This is a genomic window from Mycolicibacterium gilvum (genome assembly GCF_900454025.1).
Lineage (GTDB): Bacteria > Actinomycetota > Actinomycetes > Mycobacteriales > Mycobacteriaceae > Mycobacterium > Mycobacterium gilvum.
Genome location: NZ_UGQM01000001.1, coordinates 3,911,763 through 3,926,842, shown reverse-complemented (window position 1 = coordinate 3,926,842; position 15,080 = coordinate 3,911,763). Strand labels below are relative to the sequence as shown.

General features: G+C 69.5%; 13 protein-coding genes and 1 tRNA gene. 10 read left to right on the top strand and 4 right to left on the bottom strand.

Annotated features, from left to right (window positions below):
* Positions 1–63: 63 nt before the first annotated feature.
* From DYE23_RS18320 to DYE23_RS18310, 3 genes are read left to right on the top strand one after another with little or no spacing between them, the layout of a single operon-like run.
* Entirely contained in the window at positions 64–1,335 is a 1,272-nt protein-coding gene (locus DYE23_RS18320) for a deoxyguanosinetriphosphate triphosphohydrolase (RefSeq protein WP_115327844.1), read from the top strand.
* A gap of 4 nt (positions 1,336–1,339) precedes the next feature.
* Positions 1,340–3,283 carry a DNA primase gene (dnaG, locus tag DYE23_RS18315; protein ID WP_115327843.1) on the top strand — a complete coding sequence of 648 codons (1,944 nt, stop codon included), beginning with the start codon at positions 1,340–1,342 and terminating at the stop codon, positions 3,281–3,283.
* 22 nt (positions 3,284–3,305) lie between these two features.
* Positions 3,306–3,629: a DUF7155 family protein gene (locus tag DYE23_RS18310; RefSeq protein WP_011893603.1), complete on the top strand. Its 324-nt coding sequence runs from the start codon at positions 3,306–3,308 to the stop codon at positions 3,627–3,629.
* Here DYE23_RS18310 and DYE23_RS18305 read toward each other — a convergent pair.
* Entirely contained in the window at positions 3,626–3,889 is a 264-nt protein-coding gene (locus DYE23_RS18305) for a hypothetical protein (protein WP_011893604.1), read from the bottom strand. The genes DYE23_RS18310 and DYE23_RS18305 overlap by 4 nt on opposite strands.
* 172 nt (positions 3,890–4,061) lie before the next feature.
* On the opposite strand from DYE23_RS18305, the gene DYE23_RS18300 reads away from it, so the two are divergent.
* Positions 4,062–4,137: transfer RNA gene (locus DYE23_RS18300), tRNA-Asn, on the top strand.
* Positions 4,138–4,184: 47 nt separating this feature from the next.
* Positions 4,185–4,667: an LppP/LprE family lipoprotein gene (locus DYE23_RS18295; RefSeq protein ID WP_011893605.1), complete on the top strand. Its 483-nt coding sequence runs from the start codon at positions 4,185–4,187 to the stop codon at positions 4,665–4,667.
* A gap of 6 nt (positions 4,668–4,673) precedes the next feature.
* On the opposite strand, the gene DYE23_RS18290 is transcribed toward DYE23_RS18295, so the two are convergent.
* Positions 4,674–6,635, bottom strand: a complete 1,962-nt coding sequence (locus DYE23_RS18290) for an acyl-CoA dehydrogenase family protein (RefSeq protein ID WP_115327842.1) — start codon at positions 6,633–6,635, stop codon at positions 4,674–4,676.
* Between the two features lie 101 nt (positions 6,636–6,736).
* On the opposite strand from DYE23_RS18290, the gene DYE23_RS18285 reads away from it, so the two are divergent.
* On the top strand, positions 6,737–7,471 hold the full coding sequence (locus tag DYE23_RS18285) for a VIT1/CCC1 transporter family protein (RefSeq protein ID WP_115329021.1): 735 nt from the start codon (positions 6,737–6,739) through the stop codon (positions 7,469–7,471).
* Between the two features lie 3 nt (positions 7,472–7,474).
* On the opposite strand, the gene DYE23_RS18280 is transcribed toward DYE23_RS18285, so the two are convergent.
* The gene (locus DYE23_RS18280; protein WP_115327841.1) at positions 7,475–8,689 is read right to left on the bottom strand and encodes an MFS transporter; all 1,215 of its coding nucleotides are present in this window, start codon (positions 8,687–8,689) and stop codon (positions 7,475–7,477) included.
* A gap of 48 nt (positions 8,690–8,737) precedes the next feature.
* The gene (locus DYE23_RS18275) at positions 8,738–9,178 is read right to left on the bottom strand and encodes a MarR family winged helix-turn-helix transcriptional regulator (protein ID WP_011893609.1); all 441 of its coding nucleotides are present in this window, start codon (positions 9,176–9,178) and stop codon (positions 8,738–8,740) included.
* 107 nt (positions 9,179–9,285) lie between these two features.
* Here DYE23_RS18275 and DYE23_RS18270 point away from each other — a divergent pair, with 107 nt between their 5' ends.
* Genes DYE23_RS18270 through DYE23_RS18255 form a run of 4 tightly spaced genes read left to right on the top strand, consistent with a single transcriptional unit; the run spans position 9,286 to position 15,080 of the window.
* Positions 9,286–11,334, top strand: coding sequence for an ABC transporter ATP-binding protein (locus tag DYE23_RS18270; protein WP_013471379.1), 2,049 nt, complete (start codon positions 9,286–9,288; stop codon positions 11,332–11,334).
* Positions 11,331–12,179, top strand: a complete 849-nt coding sequence (locus DYE23_RS18265; protein ID WP_011893611.1) for a CbiQ family ECF transporter T component — start codon at positions 11,331–11,333, stop codon at positions 12,177–12,179. The genes DYE23_RS18270 and DYE23_RS18265 overlap by 4 nt, the downstream gene beginning before the upstream one ends.
* Positions 12,180–12,195: 16 nt before the next feature.
* Entirely contained in the window at positions 12,196–13,710 is a 1,515-nt protein-coding gene (locus tag DYE23_RS18260; RefSeq protein ID WP_011893612.1) for a TldD/PmbA family protein, read from the top strand.
* Positions 13,707–15,080, top strand: coding sequence for a metallopeptidase TldD-related protein (locus tag DYE23_RS18255; RefSeq protein WP_115327840.1), 1,374 nt, complete (start codon positions 13,707–13,709; stop codon positions 15,078–15,080). The genes DYE23_RS18260 and DYE23_RS18255 overlap by 4 nt, the downstream gene beginning before the upstream one ends.

Sequence of the window (15,080 nt, the reverse complement as noted above, 5' to 3'; positions counted from 1 at the left end):
CTAGTGCGGCGCACCCACACGGCTGCGCTCAAGGGAACATCGGCCCTGGCAGACTGTGCGTCGGTGAGGCCACGACAGGACAGCTACGACGCGTTCGACCGCCAGCGCTTGGTGGCCGAACCGGCGAAGAGCGCCGGACTGCCCGGGACCGACACCGAGCGTCGCTCGGACTTCGCCCGCGACCGCGCGCGGGTGCTGCACTGTGCCGCGCTGCGACGGCTCGCCGACAAGACCCAGGTGGTGGGCCCGCGCGACGGCGAGACGCCGCGCACCCGGCTGACGCATTCGCTCGAGGTCGCCCAGATCGGGCGGGGGATGGCGATCGGCCTGGGCTGCGATCCGGACCTCGTCGATCTGGCGGGCCTGGCGCACGACATCGGGCATCCGCCCTACGGCCACAACGGGGAACGCGCGCTCGACGAGATCATCAAGGGTTTCGGCGGTTTCGAGGGCAACGCGCAGAACTTCCGCATCCTGACCCGTCTGGAACCCAAAGTGCTCGACGGCCACGGACGCAGCGCCGGGCTGAATCTGACCCGGGCGTCGCTGGACGCGGTGGCGAAGTATCCGTGGCCGCGGGAGGAGGGCCGGCGCAAGTTCGGGTTCTACGGCGACGACGCGGCCGCGGCGCAGTGGGTGCGTGACGGCGCTCCCGCCGGGCGGCCGTGCCTGGAGGCGCAGGTGATGGACTGGGCCGACGACGTGGCGTACTCGGTGCACGACGTCGAGGACGGGGTGATCTCCGGCCGCATCGACCTGAGGGTGCTGGCCGACTCCGACGCGGCCGCCTCCCTCGCCCGGGTGGGGGCCCGGTCGTTCCCGTCGCTGACCCCCGACGATCTCGTCGAGGCCGCCGCGCGGCTGTCCCAGGTGCCCGTGGTGGCGGCGGTCGGCAAGTTCGACGGCACCCTGTCGGCGTCGGTGGCCCTCAAGACGTTGACCAGCGAGCTGGTCGGGCGGTTCGCCAACGCCGCGCTGAGCGCCACCCGCGACGTCGCGGGACCGGGACCGTTGCGACGGTTCGACGCGGAGCTGACCGTCCCCAGCCTGGTGCGCGCCGAGGTGGTGTTGCTCAAGACCCTCGCGCTGGAGTTCATCATGTCCGATCACCGGCATCTGGAGATCCAGGCCGATCAGCGCCACCGGATCCATGAGGTGGCGCTGGCGCTGTGGGGTCAGGCGCCCGGCAGCCTGGACCCCCAGTTCGCGGCAGAGTTCGCGCAGGCCCCCGACGACGGTGCGCGGCTGCGGGTCGTCATCGACCAGATCGCGTCCTACACCGAGAGCAGACTCGAACGAGTGCACGAGGCGCGCTCACCCCGGCCTCTAGACTGACCGCGTGGCGGCCGAAGCGACTCGTGGGCGGGGCAGAATCCCCGATCGGGACATCGCCGCCATCCGCGAACGCGTCAACATCGAGGACGTCGTCGGCGACTACGTGCAGCTGCGCCGGGCGGGCGCGGATTCGATGAAGGGGCTGTGCCCGTTCCACGACGAGAAGTCCCCGTCGTTCCATGTTCGGCCCAATCACGGTCACTTCCACTGCTTCGGCTGCGGTGAGGGCGGCGACGTCTACGCATTCCTGCAGAAGATCGAACACGTCAGCTTCGTGGAGGCCGTCGAACTGCTCGCCGACCGGGTCGGTTACACCGTCACCTACACCGGCGGGTCCACCACCAACGTCCAGCGTGACCGGGGCAGTCGCAGCAGGCTGCTCGCCGCGAACGCCGCCGCGCAGGAGTTCTACGCCGAGCAGTTGCAGAGTGAGGAGGCCGCGCCCGCGCGGCAGTACCTGCTCGAACGCAACTTCGACGCCGCCGCGGCGGCCCGATTCGGTTGCGGTTTCGCCCCGTCGGGGTGGGAGACCCTGACGAAACACCTGCTGCGCAAAGGCTTTGAATTCAAGGAACTCGAGGCGGCCGGGCTGTCGAGGGAAGGCCGGCGCGGCCCGATGGACCGCTTCCACCGCCGGCTGCTGTGGCCGATCCGCGCCAGCGGCGGAGAGGTCATCGGGTTCGGCGCCCGGCGCATCTTCGACGACGACCCGATGGAAGCCAAGTACGTCAACACCCCCGAGACCGTGCTGTACAAGAAGTCGTCGGTGCTGTTCGGCCTCGACCTGGCCAAGCGGGACATCGCGAAGGCGCACCGGGCGGTGGTCGTCGAGGGCTACACCGATGTGATGGCCATGCACCTGGCCGGGGAGACGACGGCCGTCGCGTCCTGCGGCACCGCGTTCGGTGACAGTCACCTGGCGTTGCTGCGCCGGCTGATGATGGACGACAACTGGTACCGCGGTGAGCTGATCTTCGTGTTCGACGGCGACGCCGCGGGGCAGGCAGCGGCGCTCAAGGCGTTCGACGGCGACCAGCAGGTGGCGGGTAAGTCGTTCGTCGCGATCGCCGCCGACGGCATGGACCCGTGCGACCTGCGGTTGCGGTCCGGCGACGGGGCACTGCGCGACCTGGTGGCACGGCGGATCCCGATGTTCGAGTTCGCGGTGCGCAGCCTGATCCCGTCCGGGGACGCCCTCGACAACGACCCGCAGGCCAAGGTCGACGCGTTGCGGCAGTGCGTGCCGCTGGTGTCGCGGATCAGGGATTACGCGCTGCGCGACGAGTACGCACGACGGCTGGCGGGCTGGACCGGCTGGAGCGACGAGAGCCAGGTCCTCAACCGCGTCCGGGAAGAGGCCGCCAAGCGCGGGATGCCCGAGCGGTCGCGCCGTCGGGGCGCGGAGTCGTCCCCTGCGCAACGCGGCGCCGCGGGGCCTGCACCGGCAGACGCCCGGCCCGATCCGGCCGACCCCACGCTGTGGCCGCAGCGGGAGGCGCTGAAGTCCGCGCTGCAGTTCCCCGCGCTGGCCGGCCCGGTGTTCGACTCGTTGACCGCGGAGAGCTTCACCCATCCCGGCTATGCGGCGGTCCGCGCGGCGATCGGCGCCGCCGGCGGCACCTCGGCGGGACTCAGCGGGGCGCAGTGGATCGAGGTGGTGCGCGATCAGGCGGGTTCGGCGCCCGCGGCCGGCCTGGTCAACGAACTCAGCGTCGAGGCGATCAACGCCGACGACGAGCGGCTGCCGCGCTACATCGGCGGGGTGCTGGCGCGCCTGCAGGAGGTGTGGATCGGCAGGCAGATCGCCGAGGTCAAGTCGAAACTCCAGCGCATGTCACCTGTGGAGCAGGGGGACGAGTACCACGCCCTGTTCGGCGACCTGGTGGCGATGGAGGCCTACCGCCGCAGCCTGCTGGAGCAGGCCAGCGGTAACGACCTGACTGCATGAGAGCGATAGGCGGGTTATGGTTATGCCTGCTGCAATCCGTCGGGGAGAAGGTGAGCTTTCGGTGAAGGTCAACACGTCACGCGTGATCGCGGGGGCTTTCGCGGCCGCTGCCGTCGCTTTTCCGCTCTACGCATCCCTGACGACCGCCGACACCGCCGGGGAGACCATCGCGGCGCCGCGCTGCCTGGCATGGTTCGGAAACCAGGCCGACGGTCACTGCCTGTCGTACTCGAACGGCTCCGGCGCGACCATCGGCACCCCGCAGATCGGGCTCGGCGGCGGCGGCATGTACATCAACACCGCACCGCTGCTGCCGGGCACCACGATCTCCCAGCCCATCGGCTAGCGGCCTTCCCGGGACTCTTTCTTCACGATCGGCTCCGGCTCGAGAACCTCGGTGCCGGAGTCGATGCGTGTCAGCTTCACCATCGCCGGGTCGGGGGACACCCGCTCGGCGATCTTGCGTCGCCCGGCGTCGAGCACCGCCTTGGCGGCCGGACTTTCGGTGACGGCGCGGTAGGTGCCCGAGATCTGCTCGAAACGCCGCCTGCCGGCCTTCGTTCCCAGCACGTAGCCGACAGCAGCTGCGGCGACATACCCGATCACAGAGGCCCTCCAGTGTCTTGTCCGTGCTTGTGTGTCCATGTGTCGGCTCGCCGACGTGTCCATCCTGCCTCACAGTCGGGTGGGGCGGCTCACCCGGCGACGCATTGGCACGCGCGCGCCGACGTAGGCTAGAGTGCTCTCTGGCCCGCGGCACACCGCCGCGGGAGGGCAATCCCCTGTAGCTCAATTGGCAGAGCATTCGGCTGTTAACCGAAGGGTTCCTGGTTCGAGTCCAGGCGGGGGAGCCATCTTTTTCCGGCTGTCGGGCAACGGGTTTCGTCCCTATCCTGGCTCCATGCCGATCTCGCGCGCTCGCCACGGATACGTCGCGCTGACCCTCGTGATGCTCGCGGTCTCCGCGTGCGGATGGAGTCCGCCCGCACCGGCCCCGACGAGCACCGCTGCCGAGTGCGGCCCGGGCCCGACCGAGCAGGCCGTCGAGTCCGAGTACGCGCTGCTGCCGGCGGGAGCCTGGCGCGAGACCGCGAGGGGCAGTGCGGCCGACTGCCGTCTGCAATGGGTCGTCGTCTCCTCCGGCGACCAGCCCGACAGTCCGCAGCAGGTGCTGTTCTTCGACGACGGCGCACCCGTCGGCTCACCGACCATGGACCCGCGGCCCTACATCACCGTCACCGCGCAGGGAGAGCGCGACGCCGTCGTGCAGTACCAGTGGCGTCAGGGCGGGGACGAGCCGTGCTGCCCGACGGGCATCGGCACCGCCCGGGTCACCCTGGAGGACGGCCGGTTGACCGTCCTGGACCCGATCCCGAACGAGTGACCGGCGTCAGATGACGCCCGCGCTGGTGGCGTCCTGGCTGGTGTGTTCGTCGGCGTCGGGGATGTTCTCGGGGTGCAGCATCTCCGCGTAGCGCAGGTTCTCGGGAATCCCGAAGCCGTCGACGAGCAGTTCGGCGTAGGGCCGCAGCCGCCGGCAGCGGTCGTTGATGCCGCGGGTGACGGCTTTGGCCCGCTCGGTGGACAGGAAGCGGTGTTCGACGAACCACGCCTTGTCCTCTTCGATCACCGACAGCGCGTACAGGTCGCACACCATGCCCAGGATCTCGCGGGCCTGCCTGTCCTGGCAGGAGTCGATGCCGGCGACGAACGCCTCCAGGATGATCCGGTCGATGTGGGCCTGGGCGGTGTGCAGCACGTGGTCCTGCACCGAGTTGAACGCGTCGAACGCGCCCATCTCCTTGGACTTGCTCTGGATGCGGCGGGCCACCGACGAGAGCATGTACTGTTCGCGGTCCTCGAACATCTGCACCTGGGTGCCGCGGTTGAACAGACTGCCCTCTTCCTCGTTGTCCTCGCGGGTGTCCAGGATGGTCTGCATGATCGTCTGCGCCGCAGTGCGTTTGAGTACGCGCTCGCCGGCGAAGTTGGCCGCGAAGCGCACCCAGTCGACCGGGCTCATGCCCTTGATGTCGTCGGCGTAGGCGGTCAGCAGTTCTTTGGCCACCAACTGGAACAGCACGTGGTTGTCGCCTTCGAAGGTGGTGAAGACGTCGGTGTCGGCCTTCAGGGCGATCAGCCGGTTCTCCGCCAGATATCCGGCGCCGCCGCAGGCTTCGCGGGCCTCCTGGATGGCGCGGGTGGCATGCCAGGTGTTGGCGGCCTTGAGGCCGGCCGCGCGGGATTCGAGTTCACGCTGGTCTTCGGGGTCGGGATCGTCGGCGGTCTGCAGTTCGTGGCATCGGGCGACCAGCTCGTTCTGGGCGTACTGCAGCGCATAGGACCGGGCGATCAGCGGGAACAGCCGGCGCTGGTGGACGAGGTAGTCCATCAGCAGCACCTCGCCGCCGTCGGGGTCTTCGAACTGCCTGCGCTGCAACGCATATCGGGTGGCGATGTCCAGGGCGACGCGTGCTGCGGCGCCGGCGCTGCCGCCGACGGTGACCCGGCCGCGGATCAGGGTGCCCAGCATCGTGAAGAAGCGGCGGTTGGGGTTCTCGATCGGTGAGCTGTACGTGCCGTCCTCGGCGACGTCGGCATACTTGTTGAGCAGGTTCTCGCGCGGGATGCGCACCTGGTCGAACTGGATGCGGCCGTTGTCGACGCCGGGGAGACCACCCTTGTAGTGGCAGTCCGAGGTGGTGACGCCCGGCAGATCCTCGCCCTGCTCGTCACGGATCGGCACGACGAAGCAGTGCACGCCGTGCTTCACGCCGTCGGGGGTGATGAGCTGTGCGAAAACGGCTGCGACGCGGGCGGTCTCGGCGGCGCCGCCGATGTAGTCCTTCCGGGAGGACGGTGTGGGGGAGTCGATCACGAACTCCTGGGTGGCCGGATCGTAGGTGGCCGTCGTCTCGAGTGACTGCACGTCGCTGCCGTGGCCGGTCTCGGTCATCGCGAAGCAGCCCAGCACCTCGAGGTTGATGAGCTTCTTGACGTAGGCGTCGTGGTGCCGCTCGGTGCCGAGATTCTCGATGGCTCCGCCGAACAGACCCCACTGCACGCCGGCCTTCACCATCAGTGACAGGTCGCTCATCGCGAGCATCTCGATCTGGGTGACGGCGGCGCCGACGTCTCCGTTGCCGCCGTGCTCCTTCTTGAACCCGTCCTCGGCGGCGCCGCGGGCGGCCATGATCTTCATCTGCTCGGCCACTTTGGTGCGGGCGATGACGGTGTTGGGGGTGTAGTGCGGCCGGAAGACGTCGTCGCTGAGCTCCCGCCGCACGCGGTTCTTCACATCCCGGAAGCGGCCGTCCAGGGAGTTCCGGAGGTGCTCGGCAGTAGTGGTCATGCCTCGACGGTAACCCTCTGCGCGCGAGCGCAAACTGTGATGTGGCAAACCCAGGTAAACCTGGGTTCCGGAGCCGGCCGGGGTGGGTGTTCAATCAGCGGATGGCTCAGTCCGCAGGGGGTCCGTTCTCGCCGACCGGCAAGCCGCACGTCGCCGATCACGCGCACGCCGACGTGACCGGAGGATGGTTGCGCGCCGCGACTTTCGGGGCGATGGACGGTCTGGTCAGCAACACGGCGCTGATCGCGGGTGTCGCGGCGTCGGCCGACGCCCACACCGTGGTCATCAGCGGGGTCGCCGGGTTGTTGGCGGGCGCGTTCTCGATGGCGCTCGGGGAGTACACGTCGGTGATGACGGCCAACGAGCAGATCGAATCCGAAGTGCGCGTGGAGCGTCGGTCGTTCGAGAACCATCCGCAGGCCGAACGCGCCGAGCTGGTGGCGATGCTCACCGACATGGGGATGACCCCGGAGACCGCGACCAAGGCGACCGAGGAAATCCACCGCGACGAGGCCAAGGCGATGAATTTCCACCTGGTGCAGGAGCTGGGGGTGGATCCGCGCGAGAAGCCCTCGCCATGGGTGGCGGCGCTGTCGTCGTTCTTCCTGTTTGCGATCGGCGCGGTGATCCCGTTGGTCCCGTACCTGCTCGGCTACGAATCGTTGTGGGCCGGATTGGCTTGCGGCGGTGTGGGTCTGCTGCTCGCCGGCGCCGCCGCGGCCCGCTTCACCCGACGTCCGCGGATCCGGTCGGCGGTGCGGCAACTGCTGCTCGGCGGCGCCGCGATCGCACTGACCTATCTCGTCGGGTATCTGATCGGGGTGTCGGTCACCTGATCCTCAGCTGTCGCTGCCCACGGTCAGGGCCCGCGCCTCGTCGATGAGCTCGTCGATACCGGTCTCCTCGTCGTCGAGGTGGCGCAGGTGGGTTCGGGTGGCCGCGAGCGCGCCGGCGGCGAGTAGCACGGCCCCCGCGCCGACCCAGAACGGCACATGCACGCTGAACGTCTCGCCGAGCACCCCGGCCAGCCACGGCGCCACGGCGGCGCCGCCGAACCGCATGAAGCTGTAGGCCGCCGACGCGACCCCCCGCTCGACCGGCGCGGCCTTCATCACGGCTTCGGTGATCAGGGTGTTGTTGATGCCGATCCAGAGTCCGGCCACCACGACGCAGGCGGCCAGCACGGCCTTGTGGTCGGCGCCGACGGCCATCACGGCGAGCGTCGCCGACATCGCGATCAGGTTCACCAGCAGCGTCGGCACGGTGCCGAACCGTCGTTGCAGCCGCGGTGCGACGAACACCGACGTCACCGCCAGCGCGACACCCCATCCGAAGAAGATCAGGCCGATCTGCTGTGCGCCCATGTCGAGCGGGAAGGGTGTGAACGCCAGCAGGGTGAAGAAGCCGAAGTTGTAGAGCAGCGCGGTGACGCCGACTCCGAACAGGCCGCGGTGGCGCAGGGCGCGGAACGGATCGGCCAGCGTGGTGGCGCGGGCGGCGGGCGGTGTCGCGGGAAGCAGGAACGCGGTGACCACGAGCGCGACGACCATGAGCACGGAGACGCCGAAGAACGGTCCACGCCACGAGACGGAGCCGAGTACGCCGCCGACGAGCGGACCCACCGCGATGCCGACGCCGAGCGCGGCTTCGTAGAGGATGATCGCCTGCGCCACCGAACCCTTCGCCGAGCTCACGATGGTGGCCAGTGCGGTCGCGATGAACAGCGCGTTGCCCAGACCCCACAGTGCGCGCCAGCCGACGATGCCCATCACCGAATCGCTCGTCCCGGCCAGACCGGCGCCCGCGATGATGATCACCAGACCGAGCAGCAGGGTCCGCTTGGGGCCGATCCGGCTCGACACGACACCGGTGATCAGCATCGCGACGCCCATCACCGCCATGTAGCTGGTGAACAGCAGCGAGACCTGAGACGGCGACGCGTCGAGGTTGTCGGCGATCGGTTTGAGGATCGGGTCGACGAGCCCGATGCCCATGAATGCGACGACGGACGCGAAAGCCACGGCCCAGACGGCCTTCGGTTGAGAGCGAAGCATAGGAGAACTATATAGAGACCCTATGGATGATCCCAAACTGCGAGCGGATCAGCGCGGCACGGCGCTGGGGGAGGTCGCGTCCTCAACGAGTCGCCGCATGATGTCCACGGCCTGTGTGAGCGTCGCGCGGTCGGTGTCGTCGAGCCGCTCGAGGTAGGGGTCGACGGCCGCGCCGCGATCCGCCCGCGCCTGGCGCAACGCCGAGACGCCGGCCGGGGTGATGCGGATCAGCACGGCGCGCGCATCGTTCGGGTCGGCGGTGCGGGCGACCAGGCCGGCGTCCTCCAGGCGACGGACCTGGGTCGTCATCGTCGGTTGCGAGCAGTGATCGAGCGCGGCGAGGTCGGAGATGCGCGCCTCGCCTCGGTCCTCGATGGTGGACAGCAGGCGCGCCTGGGCGAACGGGACGGGCATCCGCACCCGCTGATTGGCGAGGCGGTTGATGCGTGCCACCACCGAGAGCAGATCCGATCCGAGCGTCGACGACATGAACCGATGTTACATAGCTTTGCTATATGTCCCCAGCCGCGCGCCCGGCGAGTCCGCCGGAGGCCGGGCGGGCGGGCCAATTCTCAGGCGACTGGCAGAATCGTGAGATGACCTCGGGCCGTTCGGAGAGCGACACTCGACGGACCGGCCGACTTCAGCCCGTCGAACTCGCGCAGGCAGCCGTGATGGCGGCGCTGTGCGCGGCCATCGCGATCATCGCCGTCGTCGTCCCGTTCGCCGCAGGTCTGTCGCTGGTGGGCACGGTGCCTATGGGTCTGCTGGCCTATCGCCACCGGATGCGCGTGCTGCTCGCCGCGACCGTGGCCGGTGGCCTGGTCGCCTTCCTGATCGCCGGCATGGGCGGTCTGATGACGGTGATCAACTGCGCCTACATCGGCGGGCTGACCGGGATCGTGAAGCGGCGCGGACGCGGAACGCCGACGGTGTTCGTGTGCGCGCTGGTGGCGGGCGCGCTGTTCGGAATCGTGATCGTCGCCGCGCTGGGCGTGCTCAGCCGGCTGCGCAACCTGATCTTCGACTCCGTGACGGCCAACATCGCCGGCACCGCCGCGGTGCTGGAGCGCGTGCCGGGTCTGGCCCCCGTCGGCGAGCGGCTCACCCGGGATTTCGCGACCATGCTGCACTACTGGCCGTTCCTGTTCTTCGCCTCCGGCGTCGTCAGCATCACGTTCGTCAGCCTGGTCGGCTGGTGGGCGCTCTCGCGCGTGCTCAAGCGGCTCGCCGGCGTGCCCGACGTCCACAAGCTGGAAGCCTCGGCTGACACCGGCGAGATCGCGCCCACCCCACTGACACTCACCGACGTCCGCTTCCGCTATCCGGGCACCGACCACGACGCGCTCGGCCCGGTGTCGCTCGCGGTGCAACCCGGCGAGCATGTCGCGGTCACCGGCGCCAACGGATCGGGCAAGACGACGCTGATGCTGGTGCTGTCCGGACGTGAACCCACCGGCGGCACGGTCGAGCGTCCCGGCGCGGTGGGGCTGGGCAGGATCGGCGGCACCGCGGTGGTCATGCAGCATCCCGAGAGCCAGGTGCTCGGCACCCGGGTCGCCGACGATCTCGTCTGGGGTCTGCCGCCGGGCACCGCCGTCGATGTGGACAGGCTCCTCGGGGAGGTCGGCCTCGACGGTCTCGCAGAACGCGACACCGGCGGCCTGTCCGGCGGCGAACTGCAGCGCCTCGCGGTCGCCGCGGCGCTGGCACGCGAGCCGTCGTTGCTCGTCGCCGACGAGGTCACCAGCATGGTGGACCAGGACGGCCGCGAGGACCTGATGTCAGTGCTGTCCGGGCTGACCCGGCGGCACCGCACCGCGCTCGTGCACATCACGCACTACAACGACGAGGCCGACGCGGCCGACCGCACCGTGACACTGGCCGGCAACGGCGCGGACTCCGACAACATGGAGATGGTCGAGACCGCCGACGCGCCGTCGGCGTCCGAGGAGTCCGGACCTCCCCGCGGCGTGCCCGTGCTCGAGCTCCGCGACGTCGGCCACGAGTACGGCAGCGGAACCCCGTGGGCGAAGACGGCGTTGAGCGGCATCGACTTCACCGTGCACGAGGGCGACGGCGTGCTGATCCACGGCCTCAACGGGTCGGGCAAGTCCACGCTGGCGTGGATCATGGCCGGGCTCGCGGTGCCCACCGTGGGGTCGTGCCTACTCGACGGCAAACCGGTCTCCGATCAGGTCGGCGCCGTCGCGATCTCCTTCCAGGCCGCCCGGCTGCAACTGATGCGCAGCCACGTGGCCCACGAAATCGCATCTGCCGCCGGATTCTCGGTGCGTGACCGGGACCGGGTCATCACGGCGCTGGGCACCGTCGGCCTGGACCCCGCACTCGCCGACCGCCGCATCGACCAGCTCAGCGGTGGGCAGATGCGGCGCGTGGTGCTGGCCGGTCTGCTCGCGCGGTCGCCGCGTGCGCTGATCCTCGACGAACCGCTGGCCGGCCTGGACGCCGCGTCCCAGCGCGGGCTGCTGCACCTCCTCGTGGATCTCCGCCGGCGCAAACGGCTGACCGTCGTCGTGATCTCCCACGACTTCGCGGGGCTGGAGAACCTGTGCCCGCGCACGCTGCATCTCGCCGACGGCGTCCTCGCCACGGAGCCGACCACGGCAGGAGGCCGGTCATGACCGCCGCCGGGACGCCGCGCAAACCGCGCAGGCAGGTCGTGCTGCTGCGTCCGGTGCCGGGCCGCACCCCGATGCACGATCTGTGGGCGGGGTCGAAGCTGATCATCGTCGCCGCGATCGGTGTGCTGTTGACGTTCTACCCCGGGTGGGTGCCGATCGCTGCGGTGGCGCTGCTGGTCGTCATCGCGGCGAGGATCGCCCGCATCCCGCGGGGAGTACTGCCGTCGATCCCGGGCTGGCTGTGGTTCCTCCTGCTGCTGGGCGCGGTCACCGCGACATTCGCCGGCGGCACGCCGGAATTCAGCGTCGGGTCGATGACCGTCGGGCTCGGTGGGTTGTTGAACTTCCTGCGCATCACCGCGCTGTCCATCGTGCTGCTGGGCCTCGGCGCGATGGTCTCCTGGACCACCAACGTCGCCGAGGTCGCGCCCGCGGTCGCCAAACTCGGCCGGCCGTTGCGGCCACTGCGGATACCCGTTGACGAGTGGGCGGTCACGATCGCGTTGGCGCTGAGGGCGTTTCCGATGCTGATCGACGAGTTCAGCGTCCTCTACGCGGCGCGCAGGCTCCGTCCCGGAGACGTCGACGCGCGCCGCCGAGCCAGGGTCCGGCAGTGGGCGTCGGAGGTCATCGATATGCTCGCCGCGGCCGTCACCGTGGCGCTGCGCCGGGCCGACGAGATGGGCGACGCGATCACCGCACGCGGTGGCGCAGGGCAGATCTCGGCCGTTCCGTCCGGACCGAAACGACGGGACTGGATCGCCTTCGCCGTCGTGCTCGCCGTCTGCGGCGTCGCGCTGGCCTTGGAGCTGACCATCCTGGGCACGAGCGGTACCCAGCGCTGATCTACGGTGTGAAGGCGTGACAGCCCGAACAGTCGACGCGGACTTCCTTGCGTTGCCGCGACATGCGCTCGCCGATGCGGCGCTCACCGCCGCCGTCCAGGCCGGAGCCGGCTACGCCGATCTGCGGATCCACGCGATCACCACCGAGACCGTGCAGCTGCGCGACGGCGCGCTGGAAACCGCGGTGACCGACTACGAGATCGGGCTGGCGGTGCGGGTGATCGTCGACGGCACGTGGGGCTTCGCCTCCCACGCGCAACTCGACACCGCGGCCGCCGCCGACACCGCCCGGCGTGCGGTGCGTGTTGCCACCAGGCTCGCCGCGCTGAACGCCGAACGTATCGAGCTGGCACCCGAACCCGTCTACCGCGACGTGTCGTGGGTATCGGACTATCGCATCGATCCGTTCGCGGTTCCCACCCAGGACAAGATCGAGGTGCTGGAGGACTACTCCGGCCGGCTGCTGGCTTCCGAGGGCATCGATCATGTGTCGGCGTGGCTGAACATGGCCAAGGAGCAGACGTTCTACGCCGACACCTTCGGGTCGACGATCACTCAGCAGCGGGTGCGGGTGCTGCCGCGGTGCGACGCCGTCACCGTCGACCCGGCCGCCGGATCGTTCGAGACGATGAGCACGCTGGCCCCACCGATGGGCAGGGGCTGGGAGGCGGTGGTCGGTAACGAGGTGTGGGACTGGGCCGGTGAACTCGCCGAGTTGCCGACGCTGCTGGCCGAGAAGGCCAAGGCGCCCAGCGTGATCGCCGGCCCCAAGGACCTGGTGATCGATCCGACGAATCTGTGGCTGACGATCCACGAGTCCATCGGGCACGCCACCGAGTACGACCGGGCCATCGGTTACGAAGCCGCTTATGCCGGAACGTCGTTCGCCACCCCCGACAAGCTGGGCCGGCTGCGGTACGGCTCGTCGGTGATGAACGTGACCGCCGACCGTACCGTCGAACACGGCTTGGCCACAGTCGGATTCGACGACGAGGGGGTGCGTGCGCAGAGCTGGGACCTGGTGCGCGACGGCCTGTTCGTGGGCTATCAGCTCGACCGCGTGTTCGCGCCGCGTCTCGGGGTCGGTCGTTCCAACGGCTGCTCGTACGCCGACTCCGCCCAGCACGTGCCGATCCAGCGGATGGCCAACGTCTCGTTGCAGCCGGCGCCCGAGGACGTCAGCACCGAGGAGTTGATCGGCCGGGTCTCGGACGGTCTGTACATCGTCGGTGACAAGAGCTGGTCGATCGACATGCAGCGCTACAACTTCCAGTTCACCGGACAGCGATTCTTCAAGATCACCGACGGCAGGCTCGACGGGCAGGTCCGCGACGTCGCCTACCAGGCGACCACCACCGACTTCTGGGGCGCCCTGGAGGCGGTCGGTGGTCCGTCGACGTGGCGCCTGGGCGGTGCGTTCAACTGCGGCAAGGCGCAGCCCGGTCAGGTCGCCGCGGTCAGTCACGGCTGCCCGTCGGCGCTGTTCCGGGGCGTCAACATCCTCAACACACGCGAGGAGAGCGGGCGATGATCGGCGCACAGCAGGTGATCGACGTCGCGCTGGCCGAGGCGCGGCGGCAGGGCCGCGCCGACGAGACGATCGTCGTCGTCAACGATCGCGTCGATGCGTCCCTGCGCTGGGCCAACAACACGATGACCACGAACGGCGAATCGACGAGCCGCACCACGACCGTCATTTCCATTGTGCGACAAGGGCAGGACGCGCACGTGGGATCGGTGCGCACGAGTGCGGTCGACCCCGCCGCGATCAGCGACCTGGTGACGGCCTCGCAGCGGGCGGCGGCGACGGCCCCTGCCGCCCGTGACAGCGCACCGCCGTTGCCGGGCGGGGACGCCCCGCCGGACTGGGATCACCCGACACCCGTCACCGGAACCGAGATCTTCGGCGGAGTGGCCGGGGCGCTGGCTCAGGGTTTTCGCGGCCGCGACACGTTGTTCGGTTACGCCCGGCACGCCCTGGAGACGACGTTCGTGGCGACCTCGTCGGGATTGCGGCGCCGCTTCACGCAGCCGACGGGTTCTGTGGAGATCAACGGCAAGCGTGATGGTGCCAGTGCGTGGAGTGGGGTCAGCACACCGGAATTCGTCGACGTCCCGACCGACCGGATGCTCGACGAGCTGGCGACCCGGCTGTCGTGGGCGAACCGTACCGTCGAGCTGCCCGCCGGACGTTACGAGACGATCATGCCGCCGTCGACGGTGGCCGACATGATGATCTACCTGGCCTGGACGATGGGTGGCCGGGGCGCGCAGGAGGGCCGCAGTGCTCTGTCGGCGCCCGGGGGCGGGACCCGGGTGGGGGAGAAGCTCACCTCGCTTCCGCTGACGCTGTATTCGGATCCGGGTGCGACCGGTCTGGAATGCTCGCCGTTCGTGGCGACGACGAGTTCGTCGGAGCGCGCGTCGGTGTTTGACAACGGCCTGGCGATCGAGCGCGTGGACTGGATCCGCGACGGTGTGGTCAACGCGCTGGCCTACCCGCGTGCCGCGGCGGCAGAGTTCGGCGCCCCGGTGGCAGTCGGTGCCGACAACCTGCAGATGACGGGCGGGACGGCCAGCCTCGACGATATGGTCGCGGCGACCGAGCGTGGGCTGCTGCTCACGACGCTGTGGTACATCCGGGAGGTCGACCCTGCGGTACTGCTGTTGACGGGGCTGACCCGCGACGGTGTCTACCTGATCGAGGACGGCCGGATCACCGGCGCGGTGAACAACTTCCGGTTCAACGAGAGTCCTCTCGATCTGCTGCGGCGGGCGACCGAGGCCGGGGTCAGCGAGGTCACCCTGCCCCGGGAATGGGGGGACTGGGCCACCCGCGCCAAGATGCCGACCCTGCGGATTCCGGACTTCGCCATGTCTTCGGTCAGCCAGGCGCAATAA

Excerpts from the sequence above, each read along its gene's own strand:
- DYE23_RS18295 (WP_011893605.1), top strand. The coding sequence starts at position 4,185 with ATGCCGATCTCGCGCGCTCGCCACGGATACGTCGCGCTGACCCTCGTG.
- DYE23_RS18265 (WP_011893611.1), top strand. The coding sequence starts at position 11,331 with ATGACCGCCGCCGGGACGCCGCGCAAACCGCGCAGGCAGGTCGTGCTG.
- DYE23_RS18280 (WP_115327841.1), bottom strand. The coding sequence starts at position 8,689 with ATGCTTCGCTCTCAACCGAAGGCCGTCTGGGCCGTGGCTTTCGCGTCC.
- DYE23_RS18310 (WP_011893603.1), top strand. The coding sequence starts at position 3,306 with ATGCCTGCTGCAATCCGTCGGGGAGAAGGTGAGCTTTCGGTGAAGGTC.
- DYE23_RS18255 (WP_115327840.1), top strand. The coding sequence starts at position 13,707 with ATGATCGGCGCACAGCAGGTGATCGACGTCGCGCTGGCCGAGGCGCGG.
- DYE23_RS18285 (WP_115329021.1), top strand. The coding sequence starts at position 6,737 with ATGGCTCAGTCCGCAGGGGGTCCGTTCTCGCCGACCGGCAAGCCGCAC.
- DYE23_RS18270 (WP_013471379.1), top strand. The coding sequence starts at position 9,286 with ATGACCTCGGGCCGTTCGGAGAGCGACACTCGACGGACCGGCCGACTT.
- DYE23_RS18275 (WP_011893609.1), bottom strand. The coding sequence starts at position 9,178 with ATGTCGTCGACGCTCGGATCGGATCTGCTCTCGGTGGTGGCACGCATC.
- DYE23_RS18290 (WP_115327842.1), bottom strand. The coding sequence starts at position 6,635 with ATGACCACTACTGCCGAGCACCTCCGGAACTCCCTGGACGGCCGCTTC.